Origin of the sequence: Roseateles chitinivorans, from assembly GCF_050632145.1 — a bacterium.
Taxonomy (GTDB): Bacteria; Pseudomonadota; Gammaproteobacteria; order Burkholderiales; family Burkholderiaceae_C; genus Roseateles; species Roseateles chitinivorans_B.
Genome location: NZ_CP192577.1, coordinates 4,337,249 through 4,359,146, shown reverse-complemented (window position 1 = coordinate 4,359,146; position 21,898 = coordinate 4,337,249). Strand labels below are relative to the sequence as shown.

The window sequence follows — 21,898 nt, the reverse complement described above, 5'->3', positions numbered from 1 at the left end:
GCGGCGGATGCTCGGCCACGAATGTGGAGAGACCTTGAAGATCGCGTCAGGCGCGCGGCCTCCGCCCGGATGGCTTGCCGGTCGCACGCCTGCGCCCGCATCATCCGGTCCGTCGACGGTTCCCCCATCACTTTCGGCACACTGCCACTCGTTCCCACCCTCCGCGCCCACCCGACAGCCGCCGCTCGTTCCCCGGTCCGCACCGCGCTCCTGCCCTCTTCCGGATGAAGCTCTCGCTCACCCTCACCGCCCGGCTCTTCGCCGCCGTCTTCAGCACCGCCATGGCGGTGGCGCTGGCGATGGGCGTGTTCTCGCACATCAACCTGAACCGGGACTTCATCGGCTACCTCAACGAGCAGGGCGTGAACCGGCTGGAACTGGCCCGCACCAGCGTCACCGCCGGCTACCGCGAGAACGGCAAGAGCTGGGATTTCCTGCGCGAGAAACCGGAGCTCTGGGGCCGGCTGCTGCGGCCGCTGGTGCCGGAGGCCGACATGCCGGCGGTCAAGCACGGCCCGGCCGAACTGACGGGTGCGACGCGGCGCTTCACGCTGTTCGACGAGAACCGCGAGCGCGTGGCCGGCTACGCCGGGCCGGTGGAGCCGACCGTGGAGCGGCCGATCATCGTCGACGGCCTGACCGTGGGCTGGCTGACGCTGACACCGATCGAATCGGTGAGCCCAGGGGCGGAGAAGCATTTCTATGACGCGCAGCTGCGCTCGGCCTGGGTCGTGGGCGGGGCGGCGGTGCTGCTCGCAGGCGCGGTCGCGTTCTGGATCTCGCACCGTCTGCTGAGGCCGGTGCGGCGCGTCGCCGATGCCACGCATCGCCTCGCGGCGGGCGACTTCGAGGTCCGCGTGCCCGAGACCCGCAACAACGACGACATCGCCGGCCTGGGCCGCGACTTCAACCAGCTCGCGCTGACCCTGCAGCGCAACGAGGCGATGCGGCGCGAGTTCCTGGCCGACGTCTCGCACGAGCTGCGCACGCCGCTGGGCGTGCTGCACGGCGAGCTGGAAGCGCTGGAGGACGGCGTGCGCAAGCTCGACGCGCAGGCGCTGCGCTCGCTGCAGGGCGAGGTCGGCATCCTGCACAAGCTGGTCGACGACCTGCATGAACTCTCGATGGCGGACGTGGGCGCCCTCGCCTACCGCAAGTCGGAGGTCGACCTGCGCGAGCTGATCGACGTGACGGCCGGCGCCTTCGGCGAGCGTCTGCACGGCAGCGGCCTGAAGCTGCAGCTGGACCTGCCCGAGCAGCCGCTGCGCGTCTTCGGCGACGAGCGCCGGCTGCGGCAGCTGCTGGGCAACCTGGTCGAGAACAGCTGCCGCTACACCGATGCCGGCGGCGCGCTGAGCATCAGCGCGCGGCGCAGCGGCACGCACGCCGTGATCGACGTGCAGGACACCTCGCCCGGCGTCGGGCCGGAGCACCTGCCGCGCCTGTTCGAGCGCTTCTTCCGCGTCGACGCGTCGCGCAGCCGGCGCGGCGGCGGATCGGGGCTGGGACTGTCGATCTGCCAGCGCATCGCGGAGGCGCACGAGGGCCGCATCGAGGCCCGCCCCTCGCCGCTGGGCGGCCTGTGGATGCGCGTGGAGCTGCCGGTCCATGGCTGAGAACGGCGCGGGAACGGGATCGGGTCTGGCCCCGATGCCGATGGAACCGGGCCCGTCGCGGGTGCTGGTGGTCGAGGACGAACCCAAGCTCGCGGCGCTGCTGGCGGACTACCTGCGCGCGGCCGGGCACGAGCCCGAATGCGTGGCCGACGGCCGCGAGGTGATCCCGGCGTGGACGGCGCGGCGGCACGACCTGATCCTGCTGGACCTGATGCTGCCGGGCATCGACGGGCTGACGCTGTGCCGCACGCTGCGCGCGATGAGCAGCGTGCCCATCCTGATGCTGACGGCGCGGGCGGACGAGTCGGACCGCCTGGCCGGCCTGGAGACCGGCGCGGACGACTACATCGCGAAGAACCCGTTCAGTCCGCGCGAGGTGATGGCGCGGGTCAAGGCGGCCCTGCGCCGGGGCCGCGCGCACGAGATGGCGACGGCCGCCGCGGTGGCCGCCTTCGCAGCCGGCAGCGAGGCGCTGTCCGTCGACGAAGCCGGCTGGACCGCGAGCTGGCGCGGCGAGCCGCTGGACCTCACGCCGATCGAGTTCCGGCTGCTCCACATCCTGGCCGCGCAGCCGGGGCGCGTGTATGCGCGCACGCAGCTGCTGGACCTGCTGCACGTCGACGGCCGCGAGGTCACCGAGCGCGCGGTCGACAGCCACATCAAGAACCTGCGGCGCAAGCTGGAACGCGCGGGCGCCGGCACGGACCGGATCCGGTCGATCTACGGCGTGGGCTACCGCTTCGAGCGGTGACAGGTCATGCCGTATGACGCCCTCTCCCGCTGGCGGGAGAGGACGGGGTGAGGGGCAGCGGGCTCGGCAGTCAACCGGCGACAATCCGCCGCGTTATTCGAACCAGCCATTGCTGACGACTGCCAAACATTCCGCCACATGACCGCAATGAGACGGTCACGGCGCTTCCGGACAGTCGTCCCCGAGGAGGAACCCTGAATGAAGAAATGGATCGCCATCGGTGCGCTGGCGCTGCTGAACGCCTGCGCTTTCACGTCCTACACCCGCATGTTCGGCGGCTACGGCTACAGCGACGCGCCACTTGCGCAGGACCGGTACCGCGTGACCTTCGCCGGCTACCAGGACGACGTGCCGTCCAAGGCGGCGGACCAGGCCCTGCTGCGCAGCGCCGAGGTGACGTTGACGAAGGGCTACCGCTACTTCGCCGTCGTCGAGGAGCGCAACGACGTGCTGACCAGCAGCTACGACGTGCCGGCGACGCAGACGACCGAGACCTCGACCAAGACCGAAGGCAACGAGACGAAGTCGGTCTCGACGACGACCTACAGCGAGGCGAAGACGGTCACGCGCAAGCAGCCCGCGACGACGCTGACGATCCAGTGCTTCCACGACAAGCCGGCCGGAAGCGCCGACGGCAAGGTCTACGACGCGGAGTTCCTGTGGGCCGAGCTCGGCCCGCGTTACGGCGTCAAGCGTCCGCCGAAGGCCTGAGTCCGGCCTGACGGTCGCCTGAGGCCGCTTCGGCGAGCCGGTCCGCGAGGATCGGCAGGCCGAGCGCGGCGGTCGTCTGCCATCGGTGGTTCACCTGGGCGGCCACCTCCCCGGACTGCGGATTGATCTCGACGATCACCGCGTCCTTCGGGGACAGCCCCACCAGGCCTGCCGCCGGATAGACGACGCCGGAAGTACCGACGATCAGCAGCAGGTCGCACCGGGCGATGCGCCGCGTCGCGGCGTTCACGACCTCGTCGTCGAGCTGCTCGCCGAACCACACGACGCCGGGGCGGATCGACCCCTTGCCGCATGCCGCGCAGGTCGGCGGCGTCAGCCGGCGCTGCGCTTCAAGCGGCGGGTCGTCCAGATCGGCGCGCGCACCGCACCGGTCGCATCGCGCGGCGAAGAGACTGCCGTGCAGGTGCAAGGCGCCTTCGACGCCGGCCCGCTCATGCAGGTCGTCGACGTTCTGCGTCACCACCTGCGCGCCGAATTCGCGCTGCAGCCGCGCTACCGCGACGTGGCCGGGATTCGGCTGCGCGGCCATCACATGACCCCGGCGCCATTCGTACCAGCCCCAGACGGTCTCCTTGTCGCGCGCCCAGGCGCCAGGTGTTGCCAGCTGCCGGGGATCGAACTCGCCCCACAGTCCGTTGCTGCCGGAGCGGAAGGTCGGGATGCCGCTGTCGGCCGACATGCCGGCGCCGCTGAACACGACGATGTGCGAGAAACGGCGATTCAGCAGTTGACTCAATGCTGTGGGTAGGTCACCCCCTCGTTGTTGTCATTCATCTTCAGATGTCCGTCGAATTGCAGTGCGCGATTCCCCCGCGAGAGGGAGTCCGTCTCCCCCGTCGACTCACTGTCAACGCGGGGATGCGCTCGGATAATCGCATGCCATGAGTTACGCACCTGCTCTCGTCGCCAATGCCTTCCTGTACCGCACGAAGCAAACGGGACGAAAGCTCAACCATGCGCATGTGCAGAAACTGGTTTTCTTCCTTCATGCCTGGAGCCTGACGCTGGACGGACGATCGCTCGTTTCAGAAAGGCCGGAGGCCTGGCAATACGGCCCCTTGTTCTCTTCGCTCTATCACCGGCTCAAAACGTATGGACCCAAGACGATCGACCTGCTGCCCGAGTTTCATCCCGAGACCGGACAGCTTCGCCCGCTCATCCCCTCGCGCGAGGACCGGCGACTATGGTTCTTTGTCGATCAGGTCATGGATCGATACGGCAGGTTCACATCGTCACAACTGTGCGCACTCTCCCATGAGCCCGGCGGGGCCTGGGAAGAGACGAGGGATGCCAAAGTCACTGTGATGGCGGATGAGGTCATCCGCAGGCATTTCTTGAAGAAGATCCCCCATGCCTCCACCGTCTGATCCTGTACCTCACGAGTTACCCGACCTGTCGATGCTCGAGCCGGCCGAGCTCCGCGAAGTGCCCGAGGAAGGGTTCCTGACCCGGCCTGAAGCGCTGGACTTGAGCCTGCGTGCCTGGGCTGCTCGCGGCGGGATGGCTGCCGCGGCCGTGCTTTACGCCGCAGGGCTGTTTTCACTCGGCGTGTTTGTCGGCGTCTTCGACCACTGGCCCGCCGTCTCCGCCGACAAGTGGCACATCGTCGTGACCACGGTCGTCGCGCTCTTCTCGGTGCCCACGATGATCCTGCTGACGATCGTCCGCAGCTCGTCGTCGATGAAGACCGAGCCGGATCCCATCACCAAGAATCTTCATACCTTGATCGGCGAGAAGCTCCTCAATCTGCTCGAGAAGCTCGCCGACAAGGTGATCGCCAAGAACTGAGGCCGGAGTCTCCTCGGCCCCTTGAACGGCTCAGCCCTTCAACGCCGCCTCGATCTTCGCGACGTCGATCTTGTGCATCTCCATCATCGCGCTGAAGGCGCGCTTGGCCGCCGCGCGGTCGGGGTGGTTCAGCGCCTCCGACAGCACGCGCGGCGTGATCTGCCACGAGATGCCCCACTTGTCCTTGCACCAGCCGCACGCGCTTTCCTGGCCGCCGTTGCCGACGATCGCGTTCCAGAGCCGATCCGTCTCGGCCTGGTCGTCGGTCGCGACCTGGAACGAGAAGGCCTCGCTGTGCTTCATGCCCGGGCCGCCGTTCAGGCCGATGCAGGGAATGCCCATCACCGTGAACTCGACGACCAGCACGTCGCCCTCCACGCCCGAGGGATAGTCACCCGGCGCGCGCGCGATGCGGCCGACCTTGCTGTCCGGGAAGGTCTTCTCGTAGAAGCGCGCGGCCTCTTCAGCGTCACGGTCGTACCAGACGCAGATCGTGTTCTTCGCTTGCATGGGGTCTCCTTGGGGTTGAGGGGGTCATCGTATGCACGACGAGTGGCAGGCCGGGTTTTCGACACGGTCCTCAACATGAGGGACACGCACGCGGTGCGGCACCAGAACAGCCCGCGCCGGTTGGGCCTTCCCTCTCAGAAACCGCCCCCGCGAGCCGCCCCCTCAGACCATGCCCCTCAGATCCCGCCCGCCGACACGATCGGCCCCGTCGGCTTGCCGCTGCGCGAGCCGCCGCTGGGCTCCAGGCTGACGGCGAAGGCCTGGGTATCGGCGAGGAGGTTGGCGCGGGTCACCGTGGTGGGGACGTCGCCCGCTGCGATCAAGCCGAGCGAGCGTGGTGCGCCCGCCTTCGGCACGGCCCAGAGCTCCAGCGCGTGGGCAGCGTCGATGACCACCGGCGCCAACGGCTTCAGCACCAGCGCCCGTCCGTCCGCGGACACGCTGGCGACGAAGCCGGTCTTGACGAGTTCGACGCCCTCCGGCGTGCTGCGCAGCACGACCACGATGGGCGCCGCCTCGGGGACAGGCCGGGCGACGATCACCGCCAGCACCACGGAAGCCGCAAGGGCCACGGCACTCAGCCCGCGCCAGAATCGGAGCGCGCCCCGGCGATCATTGGCCGCCGCCGAGCGTGCATCCGTTGGTGTTGCCGTTGCCGTTGGCACCGCCGATGCCGATGTCGAAGGCTGAGTCGACACCGACTCGCCCTCGGATGCGCCGAACAGGCGCATCTGGATCGTTGCCCACACGCTCGGAGGTGGATCGACCGCTCCCACCTGCTCCGCCAGCAGTTGCAGACGCGCAGCCCAGGTCGCCGTGGCTGCGGCCAGCGCAGGGTGTGCCGGCAGCAGCCGCTCGAAACGGCGGCGCGCGCCGCCTCTCAGCGTGCCGACGGCGTAGTCCGCGGCGAGCCGCTCCGCACGTTCCGGATGTCCGTAGTCCATCAGACCGCCCTGCCCATGGTCGCGAGCCGTTCGGTCGCCCGGTCCAGGCAGCCGCGCAGGCTCTGCAGCCCGCGCCGCACCCAGCTCTTCACCGTGCCCAGCGGCTGGCTCATGTGCTCCGCGACCTCGGTATGCGACAGGCCCTGGTAGTACGCCAGGGCCAGGCTCGCTGCGCTGCTCGCCACTCAGTTGTGACATGCAGCGCTCCAGCGCATGCGCGCGGTTCGCGTCATCCAGCAGATCCAGCGGGCTGGGCTGCTCGCTAGGCAGATGGTCCAGCAGGTCGCGCTCGCCCTCGCCGCCGTCCGACCCACCGTCGATCCCGCCGAAGCGGCTGATCGTCGCCGGCTGCGCGGCACGACGCCGCAGGCTGTCGATCGCCCGATGTCGCGCGATCGTCGTGAGCCAGGTCAGCACCTTGCCGTGCGCGGCATCGAAGCTCGGTGCCTGCCGCCAAACGGTGATGTAGATCTCCTGCAGCACCTCTTCCGCATGGCCGCGGTCGCGGTTGATGCGCAGCACCATGCCGAACAGCGCTGCGCTGGTGGCCCGGTAGAGCTCGTCGAACGCGCCGCGATCGGCCGACGCGACGCGCTGCATCAACGCCGCCAGGCGGGCGTCGCGCTCGGGAGCGCCGGACAGCGGCGCATCGGCGTGCCGGCCGGGGGGACGTCGGGGCCGGAGTCGTCGGAAGGGGTCGTCATGGGGCCTTGTACGCAGCGGACACGCGAATGGATCAGACCGGAGGTCAGAAGGGCTCCGACAGGTTCAACGCAGACCGGCATGGCGGGCTCCGCCTCAGAAGCTGCGGCGCAGGGTGACGCGCAGCGTGCGCGGCTCCGCCGGATGCACATGGCGGTCGGCGACGGCCTGTGCCTCGCCAGGGAGCCGGGATTCGTAGAAGTAGTCGATGTCGTTGACCCGGCGGTCGAACAGGTTGAAGACGTCCAGCGTCACCTCCGTCTTCGCGCCGAAGCGGCGGCTCACGCGCAGGTTGGTCGTGAGCGAGGAACGGGACCGCACGCTGTCGTCCTCGATCAGCGGCGCGCTGCCGAGGTAGCGCCATTGCAGGCTGGCGGACCAGGGTCCCAGCTCGCGCACCGTCACGCCGAACGAGGCGACCTTGTCGACGGCATTGGGAATGCGCGCGCCGGCGGGATCGGCATCGGAGAAGCGCGCCCGCGTCCAGGCGAGGTCGGCATCGATCAGCAGCCACGGCACCGGCACGTAGCGGTTGTTCCATTCGACGCCGTGCCGCTGGCTCGGCCGGTTGGCCTCCGTGGCGCCGGCGTCGCCGACGTAGACCAGCTCCGAATCGAAATCGAGCTTCCACCACGCCAGCGAGCTCTGCAGACCCGGCACGATCTCGCTGCGCACGCCGAACTCGTAGCCCTTGGCCTTGACCAGCCCCGGCACGGAGTCCACCGGATCGCCGGTGCGTGGATCGACGCGCGCCGTGACGCCGCGCGCGTCGTTGCTGTGGAAGCCGCGGCCGGCGTTGAGGAAGAACTCGGTGCGTGACCAGGGTCCCAGGATCAGCGAGAACTTCGGCGACGCCAGGGTCTGCCGTGCGGAGCCCGAGTTCGTCGCATCGCTGAGGCTGTCGACGCGGAACCGCGCCTGGTCCGCACGCACGCCGACGACGGTGCGCGCCCAGGGCGTGAGCGTCACGCCGAGGTCGCCGTAAACGCTCGCCAGCGTCTCCCGCACGCGGTCGTCGCGCGTGGTGGCCATCGTCGCGCGCGCCTCGGTGTCGAAGAGCCCCACCCGCGCGCGGTCCTGGCGCAGTTGCACGCCGACCTCGCCGCGGGCCGGCAGCCCGGCGAGCGTCGTCTCCACCGCGTGGCTCGCGCTGAAGCCGTAGACCTGGCGATCGTCCTTCTGCGCGAACTGGTCGCCGGTGTCGGGACGTTCCATCGCATACGTGAAGTTCGAGTACAGCGACAGCCGGTACGCCATCGCGTACGCGGTCACGCGGGTGCCGCGATCGCCGTCGTCACGGGACCATTCGCCGGACAGGCTGCTGCGGCGCGTGCTGCCGCCGTCGCTCGGGTCGATGGCATCGAAGCGGCCGAACGGCCGGCCGTTGAAGCGCCCGGCATCGATGAGGCGCTGCGGCACCTGGTCGGTCGACGTCCAGTCGGCGCGATAGTCCATCAGCCCGACGCGCCAGCGATCGGTGCCGGAGGCGCCCGACAGGCTCAGGACGAGGTTGCGCCGGCTCAGGTCTTCCGGCAGGCGCCACGGACCGTCATTGCCCATCGCCTCCACCGCGACCAGGAGCTGCACGCCTTGCGCGACGCGCGTCGATCCGGCGGCGAGCGCGCGCCGGTAACGGCCCTCGCCCAGCGTCAGGCTGACGAACGGGGCGTCGAGCTCGCGCAGGTAGTCGATGTCGGCGGAGCCCGCCGCGGCGAAGTCGCCGTTGCGGGCGAAGTACGGCCCCTTGCGATAGTCGATCCGATCGACGAGCTCCGGGATCAGGAAGTTCAGGTCGGCATACCCCTGCCCGTGCGCGTGGCTGGGCATGTTGACCGGCAGGCCCATCACCGTCGTGGCGAAGTCGGTCCCGTGGTCGAGGTTGAAGCCGCGCAGGAAGTACTGGTTCGCCTTCCCGTCGCCGCTGTGCTGCGTGACGATCAGGCCAGGCACGAACTCCAGCACCTCGCCGGGCCGCAGCACCGGCCGGCTCTTGAGGAGCCCCGCCCGGATCGTTCCCTGCGACGCCGCGTCGCTGCTGCCAATGCCGTTGTCGTAGTGGCGGCCTTCGACCTCGACGCGTTGCAGCGCGACGGTCTGCGTCATTGCGGTGGCGGTCGCAGTGGCAGTGGCAGTGGCAGTGGCGGTGGCAGCGGCGGTGGCGGTCGCAGACGTGGACGTGGAGCCGTTCATCGCGTCCGTCGCCGCTTCAGCGGCGCGTGCCGCGCTGATCACGCTCATGGCCAGCGTCACCGCCGCCGCAGCCATCACGAGATCGGTTGTCATGCGCCTACTCCCAGGATCTGCACATCGAAGAGCCGCTCGACCAGCCAGACGATCGCGACCAGCGCGACGATCGCGGATCCCGCGCCCAGCACCCATCGCGGATAGCCGCGCCAACGCCGCCCCGCCCAGGCGAGCGGCACCAGCACGGCGACGATCGCCAGCTGCCCCGCCTCCACGCCAAGGTTGAACAGCACCAGCGGTGCCGCCAGTTCGGACCGTGCGAGACCGAGGTCCTTCAGCGCGCTCGCGAAGCCGAAGCCGTGCACCAGTCCGAAGAGGAAGGTCAGACGCCAGCGCGTCTCGACCAGCACGGGCCGCAGGTTGTTCAGCGCCGCGAGCAGCACGCTGAGCGCGATCAAGCTTTCTACCCAGCGGGTCGGCGGATTGACGACGTCGAAGACCGCCAGCGCCAAGGTGATCGAATGCGCCACGGTGAAGGCTGTGACCACGCCGAGCACGCTCCACAGCGCCGATCGCCACGCGGCAGCCGGGCGCCACTGTCCGGCCTCGCGCCTGAGCACTGCCGGCAGCAGCAGCACGACGAGGAACAGCACGTGGTCGACGCCGATCCAGATGTGATGCACGCCGTCGCGGAAAATGCCGGCCAGGCTGTGCGTCCGGGCGGGCTCAGATCCCGTTTCCGCTCCCAGTGCCGCGGTCATGCCCGCCGTTCCCGGCGCGACGACGGCGGTCTTCGCCGCGCCGCCCTGCCGCCAGACCAGCACGCCGCGATGCGTCGGATCGGTCGTCGCGAACAGGTCATAGGACAGATTGCCGCTGGCCGGCGCCTGGGCGCATGTCCACGTCTGCACGAGCACCGCATACCGGCCGTCGCTGTGCTGCGCCAGCTGCAGCGGCGCGTGGGCGCCGGCCCGGCAGGCGGCGCCCTGCGCGTCGCGGATCTCCATCCGCACGCCGAGGTCGGTGAGCGACTCGATGTCCGCCGCGCGCGATCGCACCTCGCCCCAGCGCAGCAGGCCGTCGTCGTCGGCGTCGAGCACCAGATCGCGGTCCAGGTCGCGCAGGGCGATGTCGATGCGCAGCGTCGCGGCAGTGCCGTCCGTTCGCAGCTGCAGGTAGGCGTCGCTGGCCTTGTGGGCCTCGGCGATGGAAACGCCCGTGACGCCAGCCAGCGCGAGGCAGGCCGCGAGGACTCGTCGGAACCACGCGTTCATCCGCCCTCCTTCAGACGCTGGTCCCGCATCGATCGCTCGCGGACGAAGGTTCGGACGGGTTCGGCCGCGTCGGGCTGCTTCGCCGCTCGCGCGGCGCGCAGCAGAAGCACCGCATCCGCCGGCTCGCGCTGCTGAGCCCAATTCATCGTGGCCTCCTTCAATGCCGTCGCCGCGTCGTCCCGGACGTCGAGCGCGAAGCGCGCGCGCTCGCGCCCGTGGCTGGTGTCGCCCCGCAACGCCGCCGCTTCGAAGCGCTGCTGCATCTCCGTGGCCGCGCCCGCCGCGCCGGCATCGCCCGCCCGCTTCCAGGCGATGGCCAGGCGCAGCAACAGCGTGTCGGGGAGTTGATCCACGCCCTCCGGTTGACCGGCGCGCACGATGGCGGCGGCGTCCTTCGGTCGCCCCGCATCGAGCAGCCAATCGGCATAGGCCGCGCGGACGTAGAGGTCGTCGTCCAGTTGCAGCGCCCGTGCATACAGCGTCCCCGCCGTCGCGATTCCCTCGCGCTCGGCGAGTTCGGCCCGCAGCAGCGCGATCCACGCATGCGGCGCGCCCGGCGCGCGATCGAGCGCCGCCAGCCGTTGCGTCGCGGCGGCGTCCCTGCCCTGGAGGCTGTCGAGCTCGGCCAGGCACGCGTGGCCGTGCGGCAGCGACAGCGGCGGCGCCGCCAGCCGCTGGCATCCCGCCCGCGCCTCGTCCCAGCGCCCACGCACCTGCAGGATGCCGGCGCGCGTGAGCGCCGCCTGCGCCTGCAAGGCGACCGGCAATCCGCGCTCGGCCATCAGGCGGTCGAGTTCCCCGAGCGCCGCGTCGAAGTCGTGCCGCGCCTGCAGCACCGTCGCCTTGAGCAGTCGTGCCGCGGGCGGCGCGGCGGGATCGCTCCACCACGGCCGCAGCCACGCCTGTGCCGTGCCGAGGTCGCGCGGATCACCGTAGCGCCGGCTGCGCTCGATGGCTTCGCGCGCGGCGCGCAGCGCCAGTCCGAGATCACGCGGCTGCTGCGCCAGCACCCGTTGCTCGGCGCGCTGACGCGCGCGCTCGCCCGCCGATCCGGCGCGCAGCGGCAGCCGCTCCACGACCTCGTCGTCCTGACGAGGCGTGAAGGGCGCCGCCGACGCGACCGCTGCGGCAACGGCGAGGCACGCGAGCGCGCAGGCCCGCGCGGCGCTCAACTGACGGACGCCGGTTCGTCGGTCTCGCTGGCGGGCGGCGTCGTCACGTTGTCCGCCGTCAGCGGCTCCGCGGTCTCGCTGCTCGACTGCGCCGTCGTCAGCGTGAACTGCGTGTAGGCCGTGGAGGAGCCGAGCGCGCTGTCGGGCACCGACGCGGGCGTCGCGTCGACGGGACCGCCGTCGTCACCGCCGCCGCCCCCGCCGAAGCAGCCGGCCACCATCGCCGCGCCGGCGATCGCCGTCAGCGCGATGGCCGGACGGCGCCAGGCCGTCGCGCGGATCCGCCTGTCGTGATCCCGGGATCGGGACGGACGCGAAGAGGACTCGTTCATGATGGACTCCTCGGTCACTGCGTACCGCCCATGGGCGTGTACAGGTAGGGGAAGCCGGGCAGCAGCGGCACGACGGCCTGGTCGACCGCGTCATGCAGCTTGAAGGCCGTGGCGCCCAGCGGCACCGCGGACGGCTTGCAGGCCGCGCCGAAGGCCAGCGCGTCGGTGTCGCCGTTGGCCATGCACAGGCCGCCCATCACCGCCACCAGCGAGATGTCGACGACGTCGTCCTTGGGCCGACGGCCGTTCGGATAGCCGGCGTTGTCGTTGCCGTGCGCCAGCAGGTTGCCGACGATGCCCAGGCGGTTCTGCTGCGCGAAGGGCACGGCCGCGATGGACGTGTTCAGGCGCAGCTCTTCCGACGCGACCACGTTCGCCGGCTGGTTCACGCCCTTGATGCCGGTGAGGAAGGTGGTGACCAGGTCGTTGCGCGGCAGGTTGGTCGGCGCGGAGCCCGGCAGGTTGAGCACCGTGGCGAGCAGCGCCGGCAGGGTCGGGTTGGTCACGTAGGTGGCGAATTGCGCGTCGTCCTTCGGCTTGGCGCTGTTGAAGCGGTCCTTGTCGGGCAGGCCGATGACGACCTCGTTGACCAGCGGCATGCCCAGGCGCGAGACCTGGACCCAGGCGCCGCCGGCCTTGTCGGCGGTCTGGTGGCCGGCCTTGGGGGCGGGATCGATGATGCGGGCCTGGCGCATGCTGGCCGAGGTCCAGCCGCCGATCACCGGCTCGGTCCCGGACACGAGGCAGCTCTTGTGGACCTCGAGCGCGAGCGTGGTGACGTTCTTGCCGTCGAGCGTGTTGGGTGCCGCGTTGATCTGGGCCGGATCGGTGATCAGCGCCACCGGCGCGTTCACGAGGTCGAAGATCGTGCCGAGGTTGACCGCGAACGGGTCCTTGCGCTGACCGACGAAGACCTTGGCCGGCTGGTTGCAACCGGGAATATTGACCGTGTAGATGTGCTTGGCCGCATAGGCCGCGTAATCGGCGATCGTCTTCTTGCCGATGTTGTCCACGGGCTTGTCGAAGGACGTGCCGCCGCCGGGGTTGCCGATGGACGACCGCGTGCCGGTGCGGCGATCGCCGCGCACGATGTCGACGGTGTAGCTCTCGTTCACGTTGAGCGTGGCGGCCTTCACGTCGGCCACGGGGCCGGACTGGACCAGCGGGATCGGCACGGTCTTGTCCCCGATGGTCAGCGCGGTGGCCTTGAGCGTGTTCTTGAAGCGGAACTGGAAGGTGATGTCTTCCTTGGCGTCGCCGTTGTTGTCGACGTGGATCTCGTAGAGCGCGTTCGGATCCATCGCGTAGTAGTTGGGGCCCGCGAAGGGATCCTGCAGCGGCACGTAGTTGGCGATGAGCGTCACGTAGTCGGCCCGACCCGCCTCGTAGCTCATGAACAGGTAGAAGTCCGTGGCATCCGCCTTGGGGACGGTGGTGATGAACGGCGCCTCGCGATGGCTGGACGCGAAGGCCAGGCCCGCGCAGAGCGCGCTCGCGGCGAACAGCCCGGCGCGCAGCGGCGTCGATGGGAACTGGATCATGGAAGGCTCCTCGTGGTTGAGGGAACGATGTGGTGGGGGCGGGCGCGGAAGTGCCGCCCGAGTCCCTTTACGCGGCCGGGGGCGCCTTGGATGCGCGGTTCCGGTCCGTGTCGCGGGTTTGATGTCCACCGCTCCTCCCGGAGGGCAAGCACACGCCCCGTTCCGCCGTCATCGCGTCAGCGATGGGCGGGACAGCTCCCGAGCGTTTCCGATGAATCCGAACGACGCAGCGCTGCGTACGCGGCCGCGCACGAGCGGGATCCGTGTCACTTCCGGGCCGGAACCGGGGGACATTCCGGCGGAGGCAGGCGGGTGCACCGCGATGCCCAGACGTTCGTCGTGATCTCGGCGAAGACCTTGAGGCGTCGCAGCCCGGAGGGCGGCGGCTTCAGTTCGCCCATGCCGCGCGGATCCAGAGCGATCACCGCCCCTTCGATCGCTTCACGGGCGGCATGCCCGCCGCCCCCTTGATCCCGCCCAGGATCAGATCGATCCCCGCGACGAAATCGCCGCGGTCGTCGTGCGCGCGCAGCGCATCCGCCACCGATCGCGTGAACGGGTAGTCGCGCTCGTCGAGCGCCGACCACGCGTCCGCCACCTCGCCGAGGAAGTCGTCCCGGTCGAGTTCGCGCGTCTGCGCCGAGAGCCGGTTCGCGGCGTTCTGTCCGCCGACGCCGAGGATGTAGTGCAGCAGCGCCGAGGTCGCGGACCACTCGCCCGCCGACGGCGCGCCGAGCGCGCGCACCTGCTGCCCGAGGCATTCGAGGACGCGCACCGCCGGCAACGCGCCGGCCGAGTGGAACAGCACCGAGCCGATCCACGGATGCTCGTCCATCGCATCGAACAGGCCGAGCGCGAGCGCGCGGATCGTGTCCTCTGGCGTCTGCGTGTCGGCATGCTTGTCCACGTGCGCGGCCATCACGCCGGCGATCACCGCATCGCAGGCCGCGACGAGCAGATCGCCCTTGTTCGCGACATGCCAGTAGATCGCGCCGGGTCCGGTCGAGAGCCGCTCCGACAAGGCCCGGAAGGTCAACCCGCCCTCCCCGGCGCTGTCGAGCAGCTCGATCGACGCTTCGATGATGCGATCCCGCGACAGGGAATCCTCCCGCCGCTGAGGCGGACGTGTCTTCTTGACCATGCCCCGATCTTGACACAACTGGAACGCCGCTCCATCATCATGGAACGTCATTCCATGCATCGGCCGTTCCTGTTCGGGCGATGTCACCCCACCCTGAAGGATTTCAAGATGACACGCACGATCGCGATCGTCGGCGCCGGCCTCGGCGGCCTGATGCTCGCCCGGGTACTCCATGTCCACGGCATCGCCTCGACCGTCTACGAGGCGGAAGCCTCGCCCACGGCGCGCACGCAGGGCGGCATGCTGGACATCCACGACGACAGCGGCCAGCTCGCGTTGAAGGCTGCTCGGCTGCATGACGAGTTCGTCCGTCTCATCCATCCTGGCGGCCAGGCCTCGCGCGTGCTCGACCAGCACGGCGCGGTGCTGCTCGACCACCCCGACGACGGCCTCGGCGGACGGCCCGAGGTCCGCCGCGGAGAGCTCCGCCGCCTGTTGCTGGACGCGCTGCCCGCGGGCACGGTGCAATGGGGTCGCAAGTTGGCGGCGGTCGCCGCGCTCGGCGCAGGTCGGCACGCGTTGACCTTCACCGACGGATCGACGGTGTCGACGGATCTGCTGGTCGGCGCCGACGGCGCGTGGTCGAAAGTCCGCCCGCTGCTCTCCGAGGCGAAGCCCGCCTACATCGGCACGACCTTCATCGAGACCTACCTGTCCGACGCCGATGTCCGGCATCCGGCGAGCGCCCGGGCGGTGGGCGGCGGCGCGTTCTTCGCGATGGCGCCGGGCCGGGGCATCTTTGCCCACCGCGAGCCGGACGGCATGCTGCACACGTATGTGGCAGTGCAGAAGCCGATGGCGTGGGTCGCCGGGATCGAGGTCGCCGATCCTGCCGTTGCGCTGCGTCGGGTGGCGGCCGAGTTCGACGGCTGGGATCCCGCGCTGACTGCGCTCATCACCGATGGCGAGACGGATCCCGTGCTGCGCCCGCTCCATGCGCTGCCGTCGGATCACCGATGGGATCGGGTCCCCGGCGTGACGCTGCTCGGCGACGCGGCGCATCTGATGCCGCCCGCGGGCGACGGGGCGAACCTCGCGATGGTCGATGGCGCGGAGCTCGGCCAGGCGATCGCGGCACATCCCGATGATCTCGAAGCCGCGCTCACGGCCTATGAGCAGACGCTCTTCCCTCGCAGCATCGAGGCCGCCGCGGGCGCGGCCGAAGTGCTCGACGCGTGCCTCGGCCACGAAGCGCCGCACAGCCTGGTGAGGTTCCTCAACCACGCACGCGACGCCTGACCCTCAGCTCCCGCAGCCGCTGCCGCAACTGCTCCCGCAGCTGCTGCCACTGCTACCACCATCGCCGCAGCCGTCACCCGCACCGCCTCCGCAGCCGTGATCCCCGCCACCGAGGCTGCCCCCGCACGCGCTGCCGCACGAACTTCCGTCGCCCTTGTCGCCGGTCTTGTCGCCCGTCTTCGCGCGTTCGCGCGCCAGAGGTCCCGCTTCGCGCCAGCTGACGAGACCGAACGTCAACAGCGCCGCTGGCATCAGCGCATAGTGCGGATGCGCACTCCCGCCGGCCCGGCCATCCGCCAGCAGGTCCTTGTGCCGCACCGTGCCGGCGATGCGTTCGTAGGCCCAACCCCAGGGCGTCCCCAGAATCCCGTCGACCCGGAACACCAGCGGCAGCGGCCCCTTGACCGGGGAGATCCGCTCCGCCCGCGCGGCGCGGACCAGACAGCGCGCCAAGGCCGCGCCGGTGTCGTCGCCGGCCTCGTGCTCGCGGTGCGCCACCGTCCGGCCATAGCGTGACTGCTGCCAGGCGGCGAGCCCGTCGGGATCGTGCTCGATCCACAGGTGCCAGACCAGATCGGCGGCTCGCGAGGGCAAGGCGCATCCAAGCGGCGCGGCGGCTGCGCTGGCGTCGAAGAACTGGACGAGGGCATGGGCCGCGAGCCGCCAGCCGCCCTCGCCGGGCTTCCAGCCGGGATGCTCGATGTCCACCCAGGCGAGCCAGGCGGACTTCAGCGGCAGGGGAAGCGCCGGTGGGACCGGCTGGCCTCGTCGGCGGGTGATCGCACGTTGACGCCGCTCATGCCGGCGAAGGTGCCAGGTCAAGCTGGCTTGGCGCAAGCGCTGGAGGAGCACTTCGAGGAGGCTGTCCTTGCCCCGATGGCGACGCATGTCGTGGGACTGGTCGCTCTTGTTCTGGTCGTTCCTGCTCGGGATGTTCGTCTCTTCTTTTTGTTGTTGTGATCAGGAGTCTGTGTCGGACAAATGACAACGGTGTGACAGGGCCACCACTCATCCCGCCGAGGCGGCGATGAACCGCTCCAGCGTCTCCACGTGCTTGGGATCGCCCGCCTTGGCGGCGTCGTCGCGGATCTGCCGGATGACCGGTTGCGCCTCCTCTTCCACCTGCAGGACGAGGAACACGAAGGCCCAGAGCCACAGCTGCCCGAGCCCGTCCAGCAGTTCCTGGTTGCCGTGCACCAGCGTCTTGCGGACCCGGGCCACGAGGGCGCGATCGGCGCTCAGGTCCGCGAACTTCTGGCGCTTGCCCATGATCCCGGGCATGTGGGAGAACGAGCGCGCGTACCGCAGGAAGGTCAGCGACGACTGGTAGCCCGCCAGGGACGGCTCCGGCTCCCCGGGCAGACGCGCGAACTGGTCGTGGCCGAAGAGGAAGACCGCGGCATGCAGCGGCAGGCTGCACACGGGATAACCGCGCCACACGATGCTGCGCAGTCCTTCGTAGGCACGGAGCAGCAGCGCGAAGTCCTCCTCCGACTTCAGCGACGGCAGGTGGTCCAGCCGGAGCAGGTGGAAGAAGAACGCGGTGTGCTCGGCCTCCACCAGGAACTTGCCGGCCTTGCCGATCAGGGGCGTGATCAGGTGATGGTGGCTCGGCCAGAACTTGCCCTGCTCGCCATAGCGCATCGAGGTCGCCTCGTCGGCGATGAAGTCCATGAGCAGCTTGCGCTCCGGCGTGTCGGGGCGGGTCGGCGCGGGCGCGTCCGCCTCGTCGGTGGAGCACGCCTCGTCCGCGGCGTCCGTCTCCCCGTCCACCTCGTCGTGCGACGCGGCATCGGTGTCCGTGCCCTCATCCCCTTGCAGGAACGGCCGCTTCCATGCATCGAACGCAGCCTGCCATCGCGCCTGGGCGGCCTCGACCACGGGATCCGGATCCTCGACGGCCTCCAGGTCGAAGGTCGCCTTCAACCAGTCGCGGTAGGCGACGATGGCCTCGATGTACTCGCCGTCGTCGTCTTCATCCTCGTCGTCGTCTTCATCCTCGTCCTCGTCGATGTAGAAGTACGCGCTGTCGTGCATGACCATGGGCTCGACGTCCAACGCCGCCAGCTGCAGCAGCTCGCGCACGTTGCCGGCGATCACCCATTCGCCGCCTTCGTCGCCGAACACGATCACCGGCCACTCTGCCGGCGCAGAACCGTCCTCGGGATTCCACAACGCGTAGAACGAGCCCGACCCGGTGGCGACGCCGAAGGCGGTCAACCGGGCGAGGAAGGCGGGATCCTTGGACCAGCCGGCCGTCAACCCGTTCGTTTCCCGCAGGGTCAGGTAGAGGCTCTCGGTGTATTCGGCGTCCAGGTCGTTCTGGAAGTCCAGCAGACGGGACAACTCCTGCGGCACCGGACGGCCACGGAAGAGTTCAGCGAAGGCGGCTTGTTCGATCATCAAAGGGCTCCAGGCATCGGTGGGGCCGCGCTCCATGGCCGCGCCCCCGTCCATCAGCCCGGAAGCCTAATCGGCGCGCGCGCCGACGCTGAGTGACCTTCGGCCAAACGACATCGGTCTCGCGCGACAGGGCCACACGCGTCCGGCCGCTCGCCCGGTCGCTCGCCCGGTCGCTCGCCCGGTCGCTCATCCGGCCTTTTCCCGCCGATCTGCCGGGCGATCAGTCGGCCGATCAACCGGCAGAGGCGTCCGCCGCGGCGTTCCGCCATGCCTTCGGCGATCGCCCGGTGACCCGCTTGAAGGCATTGCTGAAGGCGCTCTCGGACGTGTAGCCGAGCGAGCGCGCCAGGACCGCCACCGGCGTGTCCTCCTCCTCAACGCGCGCTCCGCGAGGCGCATGCGCCAGTCGGCGAGGTAGCTCAGCGGCGCGAGGCCGGCGACCTCCTTGAAGCGCACGGCGAAGGTCGTCCGCGACATCGCGCAGGCGCTGGCCAGTTCCTCCAGATGCCAGCTGCGCGACGGCTCGCCGTGCATCAGGCGCAGCGCCGGCGCGATGCGTGGATCCGCCAGCGCGCGCAGCCATCCCGCCGGCAGCGGACCCGAGGCCTCCAGATGCGCGCGCAGGATCTGGATGAACAGCAGCTGCGACAGCTGCTCCGTCACGAGCTGCGCGCCGGGCAGCGGATGGGCGCGTTCCTCGACCAGCTGGTTCAGCACCCAGCGGAACACCGTCGCCCGCGGCGAGGCGGCCTGGATGTGGATCCACGCCGGCAGCACGCCTTCGAGCAGACGTGCGCTCGCCGGGTCGAGCAAGACATGACCCCCGATGTGCGCGAAGTCCCCGCCGTCGCCCAAGGTGGCCGTCGACCGGCCCGAGCCGGAGAACAGCGCCATCGCGTCCACCGGCTCGACGTCCAACGCACTCGACAGCACCAGCATCCGCTTCGACGCCAACAGCCCCACGTCGCCGGTCTCGAAGAGGCGCGCCGTCGGCTCGCCCTCGATCCGCACCCAGCAACGGCCCTTCACGACCGCGAAGAACTTGATCTTGTCCGGTGCGGGGAAACGGATCGCCCACTCGCCGCCGGCCTGGAATCCGCCGGTGACCAGCGACGCCGCGCGCGTGAACTTGAGGATGTCGGAGAACGGATCTGCCTGCATTTCCGAACTATCGCGCAAGTGATGCGTACGCTCAAGCATTCACAGTTCAGACCTCGCCGCCTATCGTGCCGGTCATGCGCCATGGCAGGCACCGCACCGGATGCCCGCCGGCAATGCCCCCGTGAACGACAGGAACTGCATCCACGACATGAGCCACTCGAACCACTCCCCAGGCCCGACGGAATCCGACGACCCGCGGGGCGACCTTGTCCTGGTGACCGGCGGCACCGGCTTCATCGCGCAGCACTGCATCCTGGCGCTGCTCGCGGCCGGTTATCGCGTGCGCACCACGCTGCGCTCGGCCAAGCGCGAAGCGGAGGTGCTCACGCATCTGCGCACCGGCGGCGCCGAGCCCGGCGATCGCCTGTCCTTCGTCGTCGCCGACCTGTCGACCGACGCCGGCTGGGCCGAGGCCGCCGCGGGATGCCGCTACGTGCTGCACGGCGCGTCGCCGACGCCTTCCGGCGCCCAGACGACCGAAGACGACTGGATCCGCCCCGCGGTCGACGGCAACCTGCGCGTGCTGCGCGCGGCGCGGGACGCTGGCGTCAAGCGGGTCGTGCTGACCTCCGCCTTCGGCGCGATCTGCGCCGGCCACGGCCCGATGTCGCGCCCCTTCGACGAGACCGACTGGAGCGATCTCTCGGGCAAGTCCGGCGAGGTCTGGCCGTATCAGAAGTCCAAGACGCTGGCCGAACGCGCGGCCTGGGACTTCATCGCGAAGGAAGGCCGCGGGCTCGAGCTCTCCGCGATCAACCCGGTCGCGGTGCTCGGTCCGGCGCTGGGTCCCGACACCTCCCATTCCATCGGCATCATCCAGCGGATGATGAACGGCCAGCCCGGCTGCCCGAAGATCAACACCGGCATCGTCGACGTCCGCGACGTCGCGGACCTGCATCTGCGCGCGATGGTCGATCCGGCAGCCAACGGCGAGCGCTTCCTCGCCACCGCCGGCGACAGCCTGTGGATGGTCGACATCGCGAAGGTGCTCAAGCGTCAGCTCGGCGCCGCCGCGCGCCGGGTGAAGACGCGGGTGCTGCCGAACTGGTTCGTCAAGCTGATCGGACGCGGCACGCCCGCGGGACGCAGCGTCGCCTCGCTGCTCGACCGGAACCTCAATGCCTCCGGCAACAAGGCCCGACGCCTGCTCGGCTGGCGCCCGCGCTCCAACGAGGAGGCGATCATCGCGACCGCGGAGAGTCTCGTCCGGTTGAAGATGCTCCGCGACTGACCCCGCGCGCCACGCGCGCCACGCAGCTCCGGTTTGGGATGCACCGCTAGGCGCAAACCGGAGCCATAGCAGCGCTATGGCGAGGATTTGCAACGACGCGGTGCGCCCAAAGCGGAGCCGCGTTCACTCGACGGTGATGCTGCGTTCCTTGATCAAACTCGCCATGCGCTTCAGCTCGGCGTCCACGAACTTCTCGGACTCCGCCACGCCGCCGTGGAACGCGTCGCCGCCGAGCTCCGCGATCCGCGCCTTGACTTCGGGCGAGGCCAGCGCCTGCTGCACGGCCTTGGACAGGCGGTCGATCACCGGCGCGGGCGTGCCGACCGGCGCGAACAGGCCGTTCCATTCGTACATCTCGAAGCCAGGCAGGCCGGCCTCCGCGCCGGTCGGCACGTCGGGCAGCGCCGCGGATCGCTTCTTCCCGCTGACCGCCAGCGGACGCAGCTTGCCCTGCTTCACGTACTGCAGCGTCGAGGCCACATTGCCGAAGAACACCGGGACCTGACCGCCGATGACATCGGTCAGCGCCGGACCGCCGCCCTTGTAGGGCACGTGCATCATCTCGACCTTGGCGGACTGCTCGAACAGCACGCCGGCGATGTGCTGCGCCGACCCGTTGCCCGAGGAGGCGAAGGCCACCGCGTCCGCCTTCACCTTGGCCGCGGCCACCAGTTCGGCGGCGTTCTTCGACGGGAACTGCGCATTCACCAGCACGACGTTGGGGAACAGCGCCGTCACCGCGACCGTCTTGAAGGCCTTGCCCTGCTTGTACGGCGAGTTGGGGAACAGCGTCGGCGTGACCGCGTACGAGGACGCGTCGAACAGCAGCGTGTAGCCGTCGGCCGGCGCGCGCGACACGGCGCCGGCGGCGATCTGGCCGCTGCCGCCCGGGCGGTTCTCGATGATGATGGTCTGGCCGAGCGCCTCGCCCACCTTGGGCGCGATCAGCCGCGCGATCAGGTCGGCGCCGCCCCCGGGCGGGTAGCTGACCATGAAGGTCACGGGCTTGGTGGGCCAGGCCTGCGCCGCGGCGCCGCCGGAGAAGGTCGTCAGGGCGGCCAGGGCCAGCGCCGTCAGCACGGCATGGCGTCGTTGGGTGATCATCGGGAGTCTCCAGGGAAGGACGGGGAACAGCGCACGCCGCGCATCAGGGAACGGCGCGATCCGTGCATCAGGG

General features: G+C 70.1%; 19 protein-coding genes and 1 pseudogene. 7 read left to right on the top strand and 13 right to left on the bottom strand.

What is annotated here, in order from left to right; all coding sequences use genetic code 11:
* Positions 1-224: 224 nt before the first annotated feature.
* The 3 genes from ACQ86G_RS20055 to ACQ86G_RS20045 all read left to right on the top strand — a co-directional run bounded on the left by ACQ86G_RS20055 (position 225) and on the right by ACQ86G_RS20045 (position 3,078).
* Entirely contained in the window at positions 225-1,616 is a 1,392-nt protein-coding gene (locus tag ACQ86G_RS20055; RefSeq protein WP_431256968.1) for an ATP-binding protein, read from the top strand.
* Positions 1,609-2,367, top strand: coding sequence for a response regulator (locus ACQ86G_RS20050; protein ID WP_431256967.1), 759 nt, complete (start codon positions 1,609-1,611; stop codon positions 2,365-2,367). Before ACQ86G_RS20055 ends, ACQ86G_RS20050 begins: the two co-directional genes overlap by 8 nt.
* Before the next feature lie 198 nt (positions 2,368-2,565).
* Positions 2,566-3,078 (top strand): CC0125/CC1285 family lipoprotein, encoded by a 513-nt coding sequence (locus tag ACQ86G_RS20045; protein WP_431256966.1) that lies wholly within the window; start codon positions 2,566-2,568, stop codon positions 3,076-3,078.
* Here ACQ86G_RS20045 and ACQ86G_RS20040 read toward each other — a convergent pair.
* Positions 3,056-3,835 (bottom strand): SIR2 family NAD-dependent protein deacylase, encoded by a 780-nt coding sequence (locus tag ACQ86G_RS20040; RefSeq protein ID WP_431256965.1) that lies wholly within the window; start codon positions 3,833-3,835, stop codon positions 3,056-3,058. The genes ACQ86G_RS20045 and ACQ86G_RS20040 overlap by 23 nt on opposite strands.
* A 145-nt stretch (positions 3,836-3,980) precedes the next feature.
* Here ACQ86G_RS20040 and ACQ86G_RS20035 point away from each other — a divergent pair, with 145 nt between their 5' ends.
* On the top strand, positions 3,981-4,466 hold the full coding sequence (locus ACQ86G_RS20035; protein ID WP_431256964.1) for a Panacea domain-containing protein: 486 nt from the start codon (positions 3,981-3,983) through the stop codon (positions 4,464-4,466).
* A gap of 31 nt (positions 4,467-4,497) precedes the next feature.
* Complete coding sequence (locus tag ACQ86G_RS20030) at positions 4,498-4,887, top strand: hypothetical protein (protein ID WP_431256963.1); 390 nt, start codon at positions 4,498-4,500, stop codon at positions 4,885-4,887.
* 30 nt (positions 4,888-4,917) lie between these two features.
* On the opposite strand, the gene ACQ86G_RS20025 is transcribed toward ACQ86G_RS20030, so the two are convergent.
* The 8 genes from ACQ86G_RS20025 to ACQ86G_RS19990 form a co-directional block, all read right to left on the bottom strand.
* A complete protein-coding gene (locus tag ACQ86G_RS20025) occupies positions 4,918-5,397 on the bottom strand; it encodes a VOC family protein (RefSeq protein WP_431256962.1) in 480 nt (159 codons plus the stop codon).
* A gap of 176 nt (positions 5,398-5,573) precedes the next feature.
* Entirely contained in the window at positions 5,574-6,941 is a 1,368-nt protein-coding gene (locus tag ACQ86G_RS20020; RefSeq protein ID WP_431256961.1) for a sigma-70 family RNA polymerase sigma factor, read from the bottom strand.
* A 198-nt stretch (positions 6,942-7,139) separates the two neighbouring features.
* A complete protein-coding gene (locus ACQ86G_RS20015) occupies positions 7,140-9,326 on the bottom strand; it encodes a TonB-dependent receptor (protein ID WP_431256960.1) in 2,187 nt (728 codons plus the stop codon).
* Positions 9,323-10,501, bottom strand: a complete 1,179-nt coding sequence (locus tag ACQ86G_RS20010; protein ID WP_431256959.1) for a HupE/UreJ family protein — start codon at positions 10,499-10,501, stop codon at positions 9,323-9,325. Before ACQ86G_RS20010 ends, ACQ86G_RS20015 begins: the two co-directional genes overlap by 4 nt.
* Complete coding sequence (locus tag ACQ86G_RS20005; RefSeq protein ID WP_431256958.1) at positions 10,498-11,673, bottom strand: hypothetical protein; 1,176 nt, start codon at positions 11,671-11,673, stop codon at positions 10,498-10,500. Before ACQ86G_RS20005 ends, ACQ86G_RS20010 begins: the two co-directional genes overlap by 4 nt.
* Entirely contained in the window at positions 11,670-12,005 is a 336-nt protein-coding gene (locus tag ACQ86G_RS20000) for a hypothetical protein (RefSeq protein ID WP_431256957.1), read from the bottom strand. Before ACQ86G_RS20000 ends, ACQ86G_RS20005 begins: the two co-directional genes overlap by 4 nt.
* 14 nt (positions 12,006-12,019) lie before the next feature.
* Positions 12,020-13,546, bottom strand: a complete 1,527-nt coding sequence (locus ACQ86G_RS19995; protein ID WP_431256956.1) for a DUF4331 domain-containing protein — start codon at positions 13,544-13,546, stop codon at positions 12,020-12,022.
* A 421-nt stretch (positions 13,547-13,967) separates the two neighbouring features.
* The gene (locus tag ACQ86G_RS19990; protein ID WP_431261453.1) at positions 13,968-14,861 is read right to left on the bottom strand and encodes a TetR/AcrR family transcriptional regulator; all 894 of its coding nucleotides are present in this window, start codon (positions 14,859-14,861) and stop codon (positions 13,968-13,970) included.
* On the opposite strand from ACQ86G_RS19990, the gene ACQ86G_RS19985 reads away from it, so the two are divergent.
* On the top strand, positions 14,796-15,926 hold the full coding sequence (locus tag ACQ86G_RS19985) for an FAD-dependent oxidoreductase (RefSeq protein ID WP_431256955.1): 1,131 nt from the start codon (positions 14,796-14,798) through the stop codon (positions 15,924-15,926). The two genes, ACQ86G_RS19990 and ACQ86G_RS19985, sit on opposite strands and share 66 nt — an antisense overlap.
* A gap of 3 nt (positions 15,927-15,929) precedes the next feature.
* Here ACQ86G_RS19985 and ACQ86G_RS19980 read toward each other — a convergent pair whose 3' ends face one another.
* The 3 genes and pseudogenes from ACQ86G_RS19980 to ACQ86G_RS19970 all read right to left on the bottom strand — a co-directional run bounded on the left by ACQ86G_RS19980 (position 15,930) and on the right by ACQ86G_RS19970 (position 19,529).
* Positions 15,930-16,814, bottom strand: coding sequence for a hypothetical protein (locus ACQ86G_RS19980; protein WP_431256954.1), 885 nt, complete (start codon positions 16,812-16,814; stop codon positions 15,930-15,932).
* A gap of 120 nt (positions 16,815-16,934) precedes the next feature.
* Complete coding sequence (locus ACQ86G_RS19975; RefSeq protein ID WP_431256953.1) at positions 16,935-18,329, bottom strand: hypothetical protein; 1,395 nt, start codon at positions 18,327-18,329, stop codon at positions 16,935-16,937.
* 232 nt (positions 18,330-18,561) lie between these two features.
* Positions 18,562-19,529 (bottom strand): annotated as a pseudogene (locus ACQ86G_RS19970) (AraC family transcriptional regulator).
* 109 nt (positions 19,530-19,638) lie between these two features.
* Between ACQ86G_RS19970 and ACQ86G_RS19965 the strand changes: the two are divergent.
* Positions 19,639-20,721, top strand: a complete 1,083-nt coding sequence (locus ACQ86G_RS19965) for an SDR family oxidoreductase (RefSeq protein ID WP_431261452.1) — start codon at positions 19,639-19,641, stop codon at positions 20,719-20,721.
* A gap of 123 nt (positions 20,722-20,844) precedes the next feature.
* Here the strand turns inward: ACQ86G_RS19965 and ACQ86G_RS19960 are convergent, their stop codons facing one another.
* Positions 20,845-21,825: a tripartite tricarboxylate transporter substrate binding protein gene (locus ACQ86G_RS19960; RefSeq protein WP_431256952.1), complete on the bottom strand. Its 981-nt coding sequence runs from the start codon at positions 21,823-21,825 to the stop codon at positions 20,845-20,847.
* Positions 21,826-21,898 lie beyond the last annotated feature (73 nt).